This is a genomic window from Flavobacterium sp. (genome assembly GCF_004295795.1).
Taxonomy (GTDB): Bacteria; Bacteroidota; Bacteroidia; order Flavobacteriales; family Flavobacteriaceae; genus Flavobacterium.
In genome coordinates, this window is record NZ_SEBR01000004.1 from 316,626 (window position 1) to 332,752 (window position 16,127).

Consider the following 16,127-nt stretch of genomic DNA (forward strand, 5'->3'; position numbering starts at 1 on the left):
AATTGTCAAATGCTTAAATTTTCATTTTGAGTATTTTACGCGCTATGTAACGGCCGCTTTGAAATGCCGATTCCACTGTTCCGACGTCGCCCGTTCTCTCGAAAGCCTCGCCCGCGAACCAAATCGTGTTCTCGATTCCCTTATTGATTTGGGAAATCGCTTTTTTGCTTTGCGTCGTCGTCCAGGAATACCCGCCGTTTGTTTCCGATGCTTTCGTGTAGCGGAAAATCTGTTTGGCGCGCAGGATCTTCTTAACTTCGTATTTCGGGAAAGCTTCGGACAGTTTGGCCAACAATTTTTCTGACAAAACTTCGTCGGATAGAGCCGAAAGTTCTGACGCGCGGTCGTTTCCGATCCATCCGACCAAAATCGGACGCCTTAAACTGAGTTGCGTCCAAAATGTGAATTCTTCTTCGGTGAACAAAAATCCAAGGTCGGGTTGCGTTTCTTCCCAAAACGGGAATTCAAATTCGAACACGATCTTGAGCACTTCGCCAAATCCGATTTCATCGAAAAAACCGTCGTCGAACCTGGGCTCAAAAGCGATATTGCGATTTTGAAGATTGCCCAAAGTTGTTGTCACTATCACCGAATCGGCCAAAAAAACGCCCGAATTCGCACTGACCTCTACGCCTCCTTTTTGCCATTCGATCGCTTCGACTTTGTGTCCGAACAAAATCTTCCCGTGGTTTCGCGCGATCGAATCGGCCAAAAAACCCAGCAAAGGCGCGTAACCCGAAACCGGGCGATATTGGGTTTCGTGGCTCGTCCATTCCTGTCGGATGCAAAACATACTCAATCTGTCAGGATCGGCCAGATCGAGACCTTGCGCCATGTCGTGGCATTCCTTTCGGAAAGGCTCGTGTTTTTTATCTGGAAAATATCGGTTCAAAAATTCCGAAAGCGTGCAATCGCGTTTGAGTCGAGAAGCATATTTGGCGAAATCGCTCCAATATTTCGAGTCGAAACTTTCGAAAAACTGTCCGTTCCCGAACGAAGTCATTTCGAGAGAAGCCGCTATGTATTCGAGTTTGGCCTTTTTCATCAGGCCCAAAGTGAGCGGCAGATTTCCGTGAATGAACTCGGCTCCGGCTTCTATGAAATTCGTGAATCCGCGAGGAATAAAAGTGTGGACGCGCCCGCCTATTCTGTCGTTGGCTTCCAGCACCATAACATCCACGCCTTTTCGCGAAAGTTCGTAAGCCGCCATAAGTCCGGCCGCGCCCGCTCCTACCACAATTGTTTTCATGTCGTAAATTTCCAACAAAAAACCGGAACTTTTCAGATCCGGTTTCTCGTCGAGTTGCCTCGTGTTGTATATAGAGAAGTTATTGTCCTTATTTAAGTCTGGTTATCAGTACGCTTCTGCCCTTACTACGTTTGGCTTCAAACTGCTACTGCAACTGCGACTTACTTATTTGCTGCTTTCTTTTTCGCCCTGTCTTCAAGAACAGCTCCGGTTCCGGCACCAACTGCGGCACCACCAAGCGTTCCCACGATTACGCCTTCAGGTCCTTTTTTGTCGACCAAAGCTCCGGTAATCGCACCTGCACCGGCTCCGATAAGCGCGCCTTTTGCAGTACCGCTCATGCCTTTCTTCTGGGGCGCGGCGGCTGGAGCAGCAGCTCCGGCGTTATTGTTGGCGGCGACTCTTCTGGCTTCGGCGGCGCGGGCATCGGCCACTGCGTTCATCGAGTCGACTACGCGTTGTCTTTCTTGTTCAGCTTGCTGTTGTTGCATCACCATTTTGAGTGAATCCAGCTCGCGTTGTTGGTTTTGTTGGGCTTTTTCGGCGGCCATGTCCTTACATCCCGTAAAGGCTAGAGCCGTAACTAATAGAAGTGCTAACTTTTTCATGATACTTTACTTTTGTCAGGTTATGGGTCAAAGGTAGTGCCGCGATTTCGCCAAGTCGTTATACGATTTTCCGAAAGTTTTACAAGGCGCATTTTTTTGGTAATCCAAACATTAACACACGTTTTGGCGTCAACTTACATAATCGGATTACATTTGCCCGATTTTAAAAAAACGCAAATGAACTTAAGAATGAACGCAATAGCCGTCGTTTCGGTTATTTTAATGGGATTGAGCGCAGGCGCGCAGAGCATTTCGTCAGAGAAAGTCGAGTTCCAATCTGTGAACCAACCTTCAGAAAGCGTAGAGGAAGCGAACCGCAATTTCAATGTCACGGTTACCTCGCCTTACAGCCTAACGGCCGAGGACATCGTCAAAAAATCGAAGGAAGACCACGCATTGGCCGTGAAAAATTACGACCAGACAGTTGCCCAAAGCAAGGTCGACTACAATGAAAAACTCAAGGAACACGACGCTGACGTTGCAAAAGCCAAGAGCACTTATGAGTTGGAACAGACCGAATTCAAGAAACTTTCAATGCTCGAGCGTCTCACGATGACCGAAGCCGGAAAGAATCCGAAACTCGTGCTTCCTACCAAACCGGTTTACGTGAAACCTGCTCCGCCAGTTTATCAGGAGCCGAACCTCAAGAACTTCTCAATCGTAGACAACAACGTTCTGGCTTCCCAGATCAACATTGACGGTTACTCGCGCGGAGCGAACTACGTCGATGTGAACGTAGACATCAAAAGCCCGACGTTCCAGGACAACAACGGACAGACTTTCATCAACCAACCTACAAAAGTTGTCGTCAAAGTAAACGGAGTTGAAAAACTCAACACGGTTCTTTTCAAGGATTTCGCTTTCCTTTCGTCGGTTCCGAGCAACAATATCGACAAGGCATCCGAAGAAAAAAGACATCTGACCAAAGTGATCGCCGGCGTGAATGCGCTTCTGAACCAAAAATTCGGATACACCGCGGCCAACAAGACCATCGTGCTGCAAAGTGTCAAGAACAAAGGACAATATGACGATTTGGCCAAAGCCGATATCTACGTGACCACGAACCTGAAGAAACTGCAACCGGGCGCGGCCGAATCGAACCAGATCGCGTATGCCAACATGCAGAAAGGCATCGACATTTGGAACGCCGCTTTGCAAAAAATCGACTACAAGAATCCCAAAGCCGATTTCAACGCCAAGATCGCGCAGTTCGTGTATTTCAACCTTATCCGTTTGAACGTGGCCTTGAACCGCAAGACCGAAGCCGAAAAAATCCTGAACCAATTGCAGGAAAACCTTATTTACATCAAGCTGTCTTCGTCTGAAGAAAGCGAACTTGCCAAACTCGAAAAAGAAATCTATTCCAAAAAATGATACGCAACTTACTCACGATTGCCCTGACGCTGACTTTGGCGTTTTCGGGAACTTCGCAGACCACGAAACTCAAGACGTCTTTTGGGGAGAAATTTGCGTACGATCCTAAGATCGAACAAGACCCGAATTTGGTGCTTGCCGACAATTACGGACATTACCTGCTTTCTGTAATCAACACCGACGGATTGACCGCCAAACGCCAAATGGTGTTGCGAAAATTCGACCAGACCAATAAACTGGTAAAGACTTTCACTTACGATTTCCCTAAATTCGACATCAGTACGCTTTATAATTACCTCGGATTCGTCGTGACCCAGGACGACCGCGTCGCCGTTTTCACCGACACTTACTCCGGAAAGGCCAAGAAAAGCGCTATCACAATGCACGTTTTCGATAAAAAGTCGGGAGAATTCACGAGCACCGAACTTATGGTGAACGATATTCTGTCAGCGATGAAATCAGGATCGGCCTCGATGAAAAAGACCGACAACAACCGCCTTATCGCCCTCAACTACAACCTGTACCGCGCCAAGAACGAGCCCGAAAAAAACCGCGTTCTGGTTTTAGACGGCACTTCGCTGAAGCCTTCGTGGGAAAAGGAATTCTCGTTCGCCGACGAATTCGTGACCCAAAGTTTCGACGTGACAAACAATTCAAAAGTGGTTTTCCTGCGTTCGGCCAAAGGGTTCAAGACCGGATTCTCGATCGCTTACGGAGACGCTTCGGCACTTGTCGAAAAACCGATAGCCGAGGCCATCAAGATCCAGGAACCAAAAGCGGTCTCGATTGGCGCTTCCGATTATCTGCTAGCCTTCAACTCGCCTACCAAAGGAATCAGAGGTGGCGATTTCTCGAATCTGATGCTTTACGATCTGGCGAGCGCGACGATCCTGAACAATCCTAAAATCGACGAATTGAACCAGACCAAAGACATCGAGAAAGCGCTTTGGCGACACGTGATCGTGCACAGCGATGCGATCGAGGTTTATGTCGAGGCGAAATCTGAAGTTCGCCAAGCCAAGGTGAACAACGTCGGAAGCATGCAAAATGCTTGGGAGCCGAAGCCTTACAATTTTTCGGGCGCTTTCCTTTACGTGCTGAACCTCGACGGAACAGTCAAAAGTGTCAAGAAACTTACGACCGATGTGACGCGCCGCGCCGAACTTTTCCACCTTTACGGATTGACCGTGAAAGACGGCTACACGACAGTCGTCGCCGGAAAGGAAAAAGGATTCTACCAGATCGATCCGGACCGCAATTACGACATCAAAATGGCGTCGATCCAAACTTATTTCTGGTATGATCGTTACACAGATCCTTATCTCGATTACGTCAATCAGCTTTCGCACTACTTCAAGGACGGAAACAAAATGCTGCTCACGCGCATGACGCAGGACAACGAGATGCAGTTCATGTTCCTGACCGAGGAGAAGAACTGATACAAACATAAAAACTTGCCGGCAGGCCGTTTCGTTCGACAATTTTCTACCTTTAGGAAAAAGTCGCATGAAACAGTCTGCCGGCATTCTTTTGTACCAAACCCGGCCTTTGCGGTTCTTTCTCGTGCATCCGGGCGGACCGTTTTGGAAAAACAAGGATTTGGGCGCATGGTCGATTCCGAAAGGGGAATTCTTGGCCGATGAAAATCCGTTGCACGCGGCGGTTCGCGAGTTTGGGGAAGAAACCGGGCACGTTCTCGATTTGGATGCAAACTACCGCAAACTCGAATCGGTGAAACTCAAGTCCGGAAAAATCGTGCACGCTTGGGCTTTGGAAAAGTTCGTGGAAGCCGAAAATACCGTCAGCAACACTTTCGAGATCGAATGGCCGCCAAGGTCGGGACGCAAACTTGAGATTCCCGAAGTCGACAAGGCCGAATGGTTTCCGCTTGACGGCGCGCTGGAAAAGATCAACGAGGCACAAAAAGCGTTTCTCCTGGAAATTTCCGAGTATGCTTGACTTTTTGGATTTGACCTCGAAGGATATGGTTTGCGACTGTCCGCCAAAGCATGTTTTCGCTGCGGAAAGCCTCTAAAATGTTGTTGGTAAATTTGTGATTTCCGATGCAGGAAAAGCCGTAAATTCGAGCAGAAATCGGTTGAGAGGCGAATGCTGGAATTGTCACGCATCGGCTTGACCGAACTTACCAATCTGTCCTTCATTTTGCAGCAACAATTCAACTATACAGACATCGACCGCGTGGAAAGCCTTACCAAAAAGGAGTTTCTCGAAAACTATTACAGACGCCAAAAACCTGTCGTGATCACGCGGCAAATCGAGGACTGGCCCGCTTTTTCAAAATGGAATTTCGATTTTCTGCAAAAGATGGCCGGAGAAACCCAGGTGCCGCTTTACGACAGTCGCAAAACCGATTACACCAAAAAAGTCAACGAGCCCGATTTTACCATGACGATGTCAGAGTACATTGCCATTCTCAAGAAAGGCCCGACCGATTTGAGGATTTTCCTTTTCAATTTGTTGAAGAACGTGCCGGCAATGAAGGCTGACATGAAATGGCCGAAGCTTGGCATAAGACTTCTCAAGGGCTTGCCACTGGTGTTTTTCGGTGGCGAGGGCGCAAAGGTCTTCATGCATTACGACGTCGATTTCCCGAATATTTTCCACATTCATTTCGAGGGAAAAAAACAGTGCGTGCTGGTTTCGCCAGACGATACAAAATACATGTACAGACTTCCCTATTCATGGATCTGTCACGAGGAAATCGACTTCGACAAACCGGATTTCGAGCGCTTTCCGGCACTTCGCCAAATCAATCCTTACATTACGCATCTCAACCACGGCGAAATGCTTTATATGCCCGAAGGTTGGTGGCATTACATGAAATATGAAACTGCCGGATTTTCGCTCAGCCTGAGGTCTTTGGCCGGACGTCCGCGCAATCTTTTCAAAGGTCTCGTGAATTTGGTGATCAATCGAAATTATGACAATTTCATGCGCAGACGAAAAGGTCAGGCCTGGCTGGATTACAAAGATGCCGAGGCGATTCGGCGTACGAATGCGTTGTTGAAGTAAGAATCGGAGCAGGGAAAACTTTCTTTTGGGTTTAAGCCGGAATCATTCGTCAGGCGACGGTTTTTCCACAACCACTTCTTCCCCGACAAAAATTCCCCAAGGCTTGAGGCCGTCGACGCGATCGAAAACCACTTTGAGCACGGCAATCATCGGAATGCTCAGGAACATGCCTTTCACGCCCCAAATCATTTCGCCCACGAACAATCCCAGCAAAGCGGCAAGCGGATTGATCTTGACTTGTGATCCGACGATTTTGGGCATCACGAAATTACTGTCGAACAAATGGATCACGAACAAGGCGATCAACACGAAAAGTACGTCGGTGCTCGTTCCCGTGGCAAACGTCACTAGCAGGCTCAAAAGCAGCGAAACAAAAATCCCGATGTATGGAATCACGTTGAAAATCCCGGTTACCAAACCCAAAATCATCGCATATTTTATTCCGAAAACGCCAAAAGCCGAACACGTAAGCGCGGCCACGATCGCCATCTGTATAAGCAATCCGCTCACGTAGCGCTTTACGATGAACCTGATTTCGGCGACGGCTCCGTTCACGATCCCCACGTGTTCTTCGGCGAACAAAGCCACGATGAAACGCAGTAGCAAACGTCTGTAAAGCAGGATGAAGAACGTGTACAGAAACGTGAAAACCAGGAAAAGCACGATCGATGAAACAGACAGCAAAGCCTCGCCCGCGAGCGAAGTTCCTTTGGCAAGAGCGCCGTCGGCGGCCTGATTGACGTAAGCGATCTGATCGGAATTGTCAACGTGGAAAGTATCCGAAACCCAATCCTGCAAACTGGTCGTGGCCTTGAGCAGCTGCTCGCGAAACGCCGGAATGTCACCGGAAAGGTCAGACAGTTGCCCGATTAGGAAAAACAGCACCGACAGTACCAAAACGCTCATGCAAACCAACGTCACGGTCGTGGCCAAAGCGCGTTTGAACTTTAGCCGAAATTCCAGAAACCGCGCCAAAGGCAACAACAACAGCGCAAAAAGCAGCCCGAAAAGCAAAGGCGCGATCACGGTTTCACCAATTATGGCGATGTAAATCAACGCGATCAAACAAAAAAGGACGTGGGCCAAACGGGTGTAAAACGGAGTTGTGCGCATGGAAATTTTTTCGGTTATGAACTAAAGATAGGCAAACCTTTGCAAGCGTGTCTTGGAAATATCATGATTTGCGCCGTTTGTTAAAAAGTCGGGAAAGTCGTTTTTGAATTGCACGATTTCGTTGCAAAAGCTGATTTTGAAGCCACCGTCGGAACAAATAACCAGGTTTTGTCCATACGAAATCGTTTGCATTCCACTACAACACCACATCAAACCGCAAACAATTCTCACAAAATCAGTCCGTAAACCCGAAAAAGACTTTATCATGGCAAGTTTCGGAAAAAGTCGAAACTGTATGGTTTTTATGTGCGATGCAAAAATCGCAAACACGACAACATGCGCTATTTTTAGCATCCACCAACCAAACAAACCATGAAAATAAGAATACATCATTTTTTAGGGAAAATAGTTTTGATTTTCATTTTTTCGCTTTTCGGAAGCGGGACGGCGAAAGCCCAAATCCTGACCAACGGCGATTTCGAAACCGGAGGAAGCGGAACGGGCTTTTTCGTGCACGACTACACGCAGATCAATCCCTTAAACGGCACGAGCTCACCGGGATTCTACGCCAGGACGACGAATCCTGTGTTGATGAATTCGACTTACATTTCGGGTGGCGATCACACTTCGGGAACGGGAAATATGCTGATCGTGGACGGATCGCTTTTGTCGAACCGATTTTTCTGGACGACGGGAAGCACGGGCGGCGCGATTGGCGGATTCACGGCCGGTACAACCTACACGTTCAGCTTCTGGATCAGATCGGTTTCGAACGAAGTCACTGACGACGCCTCGACGCGTGCCAGCATCGGACTCTTTTTCGTGAACGCCAACAGCATCAATCCGGCGAACCAGAATTTCCTTGCGCCACTTCCGTCCGAAGGCTGGGTGAATGTCCAGTATTCGTTCGTGGCCGCGGCAAATAACGTCATGGTGCGCCTCAAGACCAACAATCCCGGGCCAATAGGAAATGATTTCGCGGTGGACGATTTTTCGATCGTGCAAGGCGGATTGCCGTTCGCGGGAAGTTTCGTTTCGGTAAATCCGACCTGTCCAACCACAAATGACGGTGCGATCACGGTAAATCTCACAGGCGGAACTTTGCCTTACACAGCTTACAATCTTACCGGAACGACGACGCAATCGAACAACAACGGTATTTTTACGGGTTTGGGCGAAGGAACTTACACTGTTTCGGTTTCGGATGCAAACGGACAACAATTCACCCAAACAGCGATCGTACTTGCTGCGCCAAACAGCCTTCAAGTGAGTGCCGATGCGACGATCTGCACCGGACAATCGACAACTTTGACGGCGACAGGCGGAGCGAATTCATACACTTGGACGGCCAATCCGCCGGATGCTTCGCTGACGAATCCCAACAATAGTACGCAAACGGTCAGCCCGACGGTGACTACGACTTACACCGTGACTTCGGGCTCGTCATTCGATCCTACAAACCTGATCCAGAACGGTGATTTCTCGCAAGGCGACACTTTGTTCACGACCGAATACACTTATGTGGAAAACCCGAATCCTTTCGGAGTTCAGGCAGCGTACAGCATCGTGACCAATCCTAGCGCTTGGTTTACGGCATTTTCGTCTTGCGGCGACCACACTTCGGGAAGCGGAAACCTCATGGTTTTTGACGGAGCGACAGATCCTACGGGCAATGTGATCGCTTGGAGCAACCAAAATCCTGTGACGGTTTTGCCGAATACGACTTACACTTTCTCCTATTATGTCGCTTCGGTTTCTCCCGAAAATCCGGCGAATCTCGAAGTGCGAATCAACGGCGTTTCCCAGGGCGCGCCAGTTTTGGCTCCGGGCGCGACTTGTTTGTGGACGCAGGTTTCCTACGATTGGAATTCGGGTGCGAACACGACTGCGAATTTCGCGATCTACGACAAGAATGCGGCCAGCGGCGGGAATGATTTCGCGTTGGACGACATCACTTTCCGCGAGGCGACGACCTGTCAGTATCAGGAAACGGTGACTGTGACGGTAACGCCTGGAACCGTTCCGACGTTTGCTTCGGTCAGTCCGATCTGTTCGGGCGGAAATCTTTCGGCATTGCCCACAACATCGAACAACGGCATTTCGGGAACTTGGTCGCCGGCTTTGAACGATTCGGCCACGACCGTCTACACATTTACGCCAAATGCCGGACAATGCGCCTCGGCAACGACATTGACGATCACCGTGAATCCCGGAACGACTCCAACTTTTGCATCGGTTGGCCCTATTTGTTCTGGCGCGCCGCTCAGTCCGCTTCCTACGACATCAAACGAAGGAATCGTCGGAACCTGGTCGCCGGCTTTGAACAATTCGGCCACGACCGTTTACACATTCACTCCGAATGCCGGACAATGCGCGTCGGTTGCGACCTTGACGATCACCGTAAACCAAACGAACCTCACTCCTACTTTCGCTTCGGTTGCGCCAATTTGCCTGGGCGAAAACCTGTCCGGGTTACCGACGACTTCACTCGAGGGAATTTTGGGAATTTGGTCGCCCGCCTTGAACAATTCGGCCACGACCGTTTACACTTTTACACCGAATGCGGGTCAATGTGCCAATGCGACGACGCTTACGATTGTCGTGAATCAGCCGATTGTTCCGACTTTTGCCGCAATTGCGCCAATTTGTGCAGGTTCGACTTTGAGTCCGCTTCCAACCGCATCTGCCGAGGGAATCACAGGAACTTGGTCGCCCGCTTTGGACAATTCCGCGACGACGATTTACACTTTTACGCCAAATATTGGGCAATGCGCAACTGCGACCACGTTGACAATTACGGTAAACGAAGCGCCCGATTTCTCGATTTCTCAAGGTTGCGACGGTGCGAGTTATGTGTTGAATGCGGTTCAATCCGACGCTTCAAATTCGGTTTACGCCTGGTTCGGTCCGAATGGAACGCAGATTGGATCACAGGCTTCGGTCGCCATTTCAGCACCCGGAATGTACGAACTCGTGGTTACGCAAAACGGCTGCAGTTCGCAACAGAACGTAAATGTCACCTCGACGCTTTGTACGATCCAAAAAGGGATTTCGGCCAACAACGACGGGCTGAACGACTATTTCGACCTCGAGGGTTTCAACGTAAGCCGCTTGCAGATTTTTAACCGATACGGAACTGAAGTCTACGCGAAATCAGGCTACAAAAAAGAATGGTACGGCCAGAGCGACAAAGGAAATGAACTGCCCGACGGCACTTATTATTACGTCATCAATTTCGACGATAGGAAGACTAAGACGGGTTGGATTTATGTCAATCGCGCTCAGTAGTTTTTGGAGCAGTTGCAGATAGCAGTGGCAGTGGCAGAAAGTAGTAGCAGTAGCAGTGGCAGAAAGCAGTAGCAGTGGCAGAAATCAGTGTCCGAAAGCAGAATGAAGAAGCAGAAATACGAAAGCAGAATGAAGAAGCAGAAAGTAGCTTAGGAAACGGAAGCAGTGGCAAAACAGCACAATGAAGAAATGTTCGTCCCGCCACTGTTTGCTAAGTACCGAATATTCTTTTACCGAAATTAGACAGTCCGTAATTTAAAACGGAAAATTTTCGCAAAGATTTTCAAGTAAGTTTCGATTTATCTTCACCTCCATCGCTTCTACATCCGATGCGACTGCCACTGCGATTACCACTGCCACCGCAACTGCTTCTGCTTCTGCTACTGCAACTAAAAAACTCACCCCAACGGCAATTCAAACCAAAAAAAGCTCCCCAAACCAAGATCGCTCTCAACGCCGACGCTGCCGCCCTGGGCTTCGATGAATTCACGGCTTATGGCCAATCCCAAACCGGTTCCTGACGAGTCGCTTCCCGGAACGCGGAAATAGCGGTCAAAGATTCGGGATTGGTAATTGCGGTCGATGCCCTGACCAAAATCCTTGACGCCTATTCTCACGAGGTTTCCACTTGATTTTGCCGAGATCTCGATCGTTGAATTCCCGGGCGAATAGCGAATCGCATTCGTGAGGAAATTGATCAGCACCCACGAAGTCTTGTCTTTGTCGGCGCGAATTTCGGGCAGGTCGAAATTTTGTGAAACGAGGGCGATTTTCTTTTGTTCCGATTGTGTTTTCACGGCCTCGACCGACGTCGAAACGATATCCGCGACAGCGCATTTACCGATTTTTAACTGGATGTTTCCGGTTTCGAGTTGCGACATTTCGAGCAATTCACCCGTGATCTTGAGCAGGCGCGAACTGTCGTCACCAATACTTTCGAGCAAGTGTTTCTGGTCCTGATTCAGATTTCCCGTGCGCTCGTTCTCGAGTAATTTCAGCGTCAGTTTTATCGACGCTATGGGCGTTTTGAGCTCGTGGGAAACCGTTGCGATAAAGTTCGTCTTGGCAAAATCGAGTTCCTTGAAAACCGTGATATTCCTTAGGATTATGAAGTTTCCGATGGCGACAGCTTCGTCTTCTCCGGTCGGGATTACGTTGATTTCGACGTTTTCCCGTTCGAAGTAGCTTTGCTTTCCATCTGCAAAAATCTTGATTGGATGCGCTTTGGGACTTTCGAATTCGTTCACGATCAAGGACTTGAGCAAATCGTTTCTCAAAGCGACTTCCGCTGCCGGTTTCCCGATGACATCAACTGGTTTCAAGCCCATTATTTTCAAGGCTTCATCGTTGGCCGACAAAATAATCCCGTTGTTGTCGAGGCCGATCACCGGATCGTGCATATTGTCGAGCAAAGTCTCGATGCGTTTTTTCTCGACGAGCAACTGATTGAGGTTGGAATCGGAGAATTCCTGAAGCTTTTGCGCCATGACGTTGAACGATCTTGCCAAATCACCAAATTCGCCATCGTTCGCAAAATGTAGGCGCTGTCGGTAATTTCCTTTGGCGATCTGCCGGATGCTTTCGGTGAGTTCGCGAATCGGATTGGCGATGTGGTTGGGAAGGTTCACCATCAGGTTGAAAGCGATCAGAAAGCAAAGACAGCCCGCAATGGCGATTACCCAATTGGCGGTCTCGGCCGTGTTTTTGGCCATGTCGCTCTTGGTTTTAAGCGCGTCCATATTGAGTTTCATGATCTCGAAAATGCCTTGGCGGATGTTGGCTTTGACCGATTCGTCATCTGGATTTTGCCTCAGTTGGCCGAAATTCACCTGAACGTCCCTAGTGACTTTTTCTTCTCCGGATTCGGTAATGTTCCCGATCTGTTTGCTCAGATTTTGCTCGAAAGCCGCGATCGCATCGGCATTCCCGATTTTCATCTCATCCAAAGCCGACAACATTTTCCGCGAATATTCCAGCGTGTTGTAATTGGCCTTGAGAATGTTTTCGGTATCGCGTTTTATGGCAAAAATATAGTACGAACCCAGCACGGTAAGCAGTAAAATCAGCGTCAGCAAAAGCCCGACGGCCAGATTGAGTTTGGTTTTCGTTTTCATGAAAGCAGGACTAGATCGACGTTCGAGCGCGACAATTGGTTGAGCAATCGGCTAAAGATCGACGTACTCAAAATTACTTTAAACAATCGGAAATGTGGTTTCCCGATGCAGACTGTGGTGATTTTCTTTTCGGATGCGATCTCGAGAATGCCATCGGATGCGTATTTTCGGTCGATCCTCACGACTTCGGCACCAAGTTCGACAGCCAATTTGAAGTTGTTGATCAAATGGCGTTGTTTGTCGAGCGCGATTTTATCCGGACTTTCGGTCGGCGTCTGCACGTACAGCACGAACCATTGGCCGCAATTGTAATAATTGGCCAGACGCGCGGTTTTCCGGATCACGTTTTTTGCCGTTTTCTCGTTGGACGAAATACACGCAAGCAAACGCTCGTGCCTAACCGCAACACTTTTGGGCATTTCGGTTTCGACCTTTCGCACAACCTGGCTCGCGACTTCTTTCAACGCCAGTTCGCGCAATTGCAGGATTTGTTCCGATTTGAAAAAATTCCGCAGTGCCGACGCGATTTTATCCGAAGAATAAATCTTGCCTTCCTTGAGACGTGAAATCAGTTCATCGGCCGTCAGATCGATGTTCACGACTTCATCGGCCAACCGCAAAACCCTATCTGGAACGCGTTCCCTCACGTCGATGTTCGTAATGCGCTTCACGTCGTCGTTAAGGCTTTCGATGTGTTGGATATTCACCGCCGAAACCACGTTTATGCCGGCTTCGAGAATCTCGAGAACGTCCTGCCAGCGCTTCTCGTTTTTGCTGCCTTCGATGTTCGTGTGCGCCAATTCGTCGACGATCACGACCTCGGGACGCAAATTCAGGATCGCCTGGACGTCCATTTCGTCAAGATCTTTGCCTTTGTAAAAAAGCCGTCTTCGCGGAATTACGGGCAAACCGTCAAGCAGTGCGTACGTTTCCTGACGATTGTGGGTTTCGACATACCCGATTTTGACATCAATTCCGTTTTTGAGCAACGAGTGCGCTTCGGTCAACATGCGAAACGTCTTGCCGACTCCGGCCGACATTCCGATGTAGATCTTGAATTTGCCGCGTCGCGATTTTTGGATGAGTTCCAGGAAATGTTCAGGTTCGGCCATTTGTTGTTTTTTTGGCTTTTCGTGTTGACGGACTGAAGGATTTCAGAAAGCGGATTTCGGCAGATTTTCGCGGAATTTCACAGATTTGATTTTCGGACTGATTGCTGTCCAGATTCGTTGATTCGTGGCAAACAATGGATAACGGTTTGTTGAATTGGCGCATTTGCGGATTTTCAGCTGGCGAATTATCGAATAATGAAGGTATTGACACCTTACTATTTCGATGTTAATTATAGGTGTTGCTGGCCGACGTATTTCCAGAAATCGTATCTTACCTTCAGGGAAGGGGCGAATGTTTATCCCTACAAAATCGGTGAATAAGTCAATTACAGAAAATCTGTAAAATTTGTTAATTGTAGGTTTGGCGTATTGTTTTGATTGCCGGATCGTTGTTTGGCGGATCGTCGGACAATAAAACTATTGAAACCATACTATTTCGATGTTAATTATAGGTGTTATTGGCCGACGTATTTCCCGAAATCGTATCTTACCTTCAGGGAAGGGGCGAATGTTTATCCCTACAAAATCGCTGAATAAGTCAATTACAGAAAATCTGTAAAAATTGTTAAAAAGAGGTTCAAGTATCGAAATACAAACTTCGCGTTCCATCCAAAATCTTTCATTCGGAAAATGAGTCGATCCGAAGATCGGAAGGCAATAAATCCGCAAACCAAAATTCAAAGCCTGAAACTCACCGCCAAAGTAATCCTGTTCTCGCTTTTTCTCAAATCCGGACGCCACGTATCAGTCGGCGTATCGACCCAACCGTCGGGAGAAGTCGTGCCTCCAGGTCCGGCGAAATACGGAATGTTGCTCGAGCGATAACCATATTCCAGTCGAAAGGTCACAAAATCGTTCGGCATCACGTCAAAAGTCGCCGTGCCTTGGAACATTTTCAAATCTTTTCCGGCGGCCAAAGCGTCATTGAAATCGTTATCCGCGACAGGCGAAGGCGAAAATGCGAGGTAAGCGCCCGGATTCGTAATCGCATCCGCGCGCAAAGTCAGCGCCAATTTATTCTTGCAAAACCAGACGCGATTGGCCAGTGAAGTGCCCAACATATAATTGTCCTTGGCCTCGATGCCGTCGCCCGACTGGAATCCATAATGCGAATTCAAACTGAACGCCGCCTGCGAAATCCCGCTACTCTGCTTGTTCCTGAAATAACGGTAGACGACGCTGTTGTCGTGGTGGAAACGCGCCACATCTGAATTTCTCGAGTCTTTTCCGTTCAGGTAAAAATTCGCCACGACCTGCAAATTCTCGTTCGGACGCCAATACGTGGACGAACCCAATCCGAGGCTTTGGTTCCAGCTGTTGTAAGATTGCCAGCCGTTCAAAAGCCAAAGTTCGGTTTTCAAAGTCTTGGACGGAAAATACTGCACGCGCGCGCCCTGGAAATAAAATGGCGTAAAATCGCAAACCGCGCTGCGTTGATACGACCAGTTCTCGCCCAAAACATAACTTTCGAGTCCGATGTAACTCATGAAAATCCCAGCTTCGACATTGAGTCCGTAATCGACATTGAAGTGATAACCGGCCGAAGCTTCGCGGATGTTCTTGAGATTGTCGACGCTCGTATTGCGTCCGTGGCCGACGCTTGCATCCAAATCCTGGACGATCGCGCCCATTTGCCCGTATTGCAGCCAAAGTCGGCCAATCACATTCTTGTAATTCGTCTCAAGACCGATGCTCGCCATATTGATCGTGAACTCGTTCGAGCGCCCGATCGCAGAGGAAATCGTGTGCGTATTGTCTTTCGGATGATGGAAATCGTAGTTGTAATACGAATCGACATAAACCACGCCGGTCACGATCACCTCGCCGGCCTTATCCTTGAGCTGAAGTGGGAAATCGGTTTGTCGGTTCTGGCCGTTCACCCATGAAAGGTCGTAGCCTTCGAACGGTATTTTGGGTTTTGGAATCGTATCGGTTTGGGCTTGAAGGCCAAGTGTGGCGAGGAGTGTGGCTGCCAGAATTTTGTATGAAGTCATTTTTTTAGTATTGAGGTTTTAGTTTTGAGCATGGAGATTCGAGGTTTCAGAACCTTTTTATCCCATGATCGGATTTTGGAATTTGGATTGCTTTTCTCAGATTGTCAGAAGTCGTTTGATTGTTCATTACTTGTTGGCTTTCTTTACCTGGAATATTTTCAGAATCCGTACTTTACCTTCAGGGAAGGGGCTGATGTGGTATCCCTACAAAATCGGCCGCAATCCTGATTACAGAAAATCTG

11 protein-coding genes are annotated in these 16,127 nt (G+C 48.5%); 5 read left to right on the forward strand and 6 right to left on the reverse strand.

The window, feature by feature from the left end:
- Nucleotides 1-13 precede the first annotated feature (13 nt).
- Together EOO49_RS04795 and EOO49_RS04800 are read right to left on the reverse strand one after the other, a co-directional pair.
- Nucleotides 14-1,267 (reverse strand): NAD(P)/FAD-dependent oxidoreductase, encoded by a 1,254-nt coding sequence (locus EOO49_RS04795; RefSeq protein ID WP_366927232.1) that lies wholly within the window; start codon nucleotides 1,265-1,267, stop codon nucleotides 14-16.
- Between the two features lie 143 nt (nucleotides 1,268-1,410).
- Nucleotides 1,411-1,857, reverse strand: coding sequence for a glycine zipper 2TM domain-containing protein (locus EOO49_RS04800; protein ID WP_290843245.1), 447 nt, complete (start codon nucleotides 1,855-1,857; stop codon nucleotides 1,411-1,413).
- A 189-nt stretch (nucleotides 1,858-2,046) separates the two neighbouring features.
- On the opposite strand from EOO49_RS04800, the gene EOO49_RS04805 reads away from it, so the two are divergent.
- The 4 genes from EOO49_RS04805 (at nucleotide 2,047) to EOO49_RS04820 (ending at nucleotide 6,264) form a co-directional block, all read left to right on the forward strand.
- Entirely contained in the window at nucleotides 2,047-3,231 is a 1,185-nt protein-coding gene (locus EOO49_RS04805) for a hypothetical protein (RefSeq protein WP_290843246.1), read from the forward strand.
- Nucleotides 3,228-4,670 carry a hypothetical protein gene (locus EOO49_RS04810; protein WP_290843247.1) on the forward strand — a complete coding sequence of 481 codons (1,443 nt, stop codon included), beginning with the start codon at nucleotides 3,228-3,230 and terminating at the stop codon, nucleotides 4,668-4,670. The genes EOO49_RS04805 and EOO49_RS04810 overlap by 4 nt, the downstream gene beginning before the upstream one ends.
- Before the next feature lie 67 nt (nucleotides 4,671-4,737).
- Nucleotides 4,738-5,190, forward strand: a complete 453-nt coding sequence (locus tag EOO49_RS04815) for an NUDIX domain-containing protein (protein WP_290843249.1) — start codon at nucleotides 4,738-4,740, stop codon at nucleotides 5,188-5,190.
- Nucleotides 5,191-5,340: 150 nt separating this feature from the next.
- Nucleotides 5,341-6,264: a cupin-like domain-containing protein gene (locus EOO49_RS04820; protein WP_290843251.1), complete on the forward strand. Its 924-nt coding sequence runs from the start codon at nucleotides 5,341-5,343 to the stop codon at nucleotides 6,262-6,264.
- A 42-nt stretch (nucleotides 6,265-6,306) separates the two neighbouring features.
- On the opposite strand, the gene EOO49_RS04825 is transcribed toward EOO49_RS04820, so the two are convergent.
- Nucleotides 6,307-7,377 (reverse strand): AI-2E family transporter, encoded by a 1,071-nt coding sequence (locus tag EOO49_RS04825; RefSeq protein ID WP_290843253.1) that lies wholly within the window; start codon nucleotides 7,375-7,377, stop codon nucleotides 6,307-6,309.
- Nucleotides 7,378-7,749: 372 nt separating this feature from the next.
- Between EOO49_RS04825 and EOO49_RS04830 the strand changes: the two genes are divergently transcribed.
- Nucleotides 7,750-10,665 carry a gliding motility-associated C-terminal domain-containing protein gene (locus EOO49_RS04830; protein WP_290843255.1) on the forward strand — a complete coding sequence of 972 codons (2,916 nt, stop codon included), beginning with the start codon at nucleotides 7,750-7,752 and terminating at the stop codon, nucleotides 10,663-10,665.
- Between the two features lie 398 nt (nucleotides 10,666-11,063).
- On the opposite strand, the gene EOO49_RS04835 is transcribed toward EOO49_RS04830, so the two are convergent.
- From EOO49_RS04835 to EOO49_RS04845, 3 genes are all read right to left on the reverse strand, one after another.
- The gene (locus EOO49_RS04835; RefSeq protein WP_290843257.1) at nucleotides 11,064-12,779 is read right to left on the reverse strand and encodes an ATP-binding protein; all 1,716 of its coding nucleotides are present in this window, start codon (nucleotides 12,777-12,779) and stop codon (nucleotides 11,064-11,066) included.
- On the reverse strand, nucleotides 12,776-13,891 hold the full coding sequence (locus EOO49_RS04840; protein WP_290843259.1) for a sensor protein KdpD: 1,116 nt from the start codon (nucleotides 13,889-13,891) through the stop codon (nucleotides 12,776-12,778). Before EOO49_RS04840 ends, EOO49_RS04835 begins: the two co-directional genes overlap by 4 nt.
- 677 nt (nucleotides 13,892-14,568) lie before the next feature.
- On the reverse strand, nucleotides 14,569-15,885 hold the full coding sequence (locus EOO49_RS04845; RefSeq protein WP_290843261.1) for an outer membrane beta-barrel protein: 1,317 nt from the start codon (nucleotides 15,883-15,885) through the stop codon (nucleotides 14,569-14,571).
- Nucleotides 15,886-16,127 lie beyond the last annotated feature (242 nt).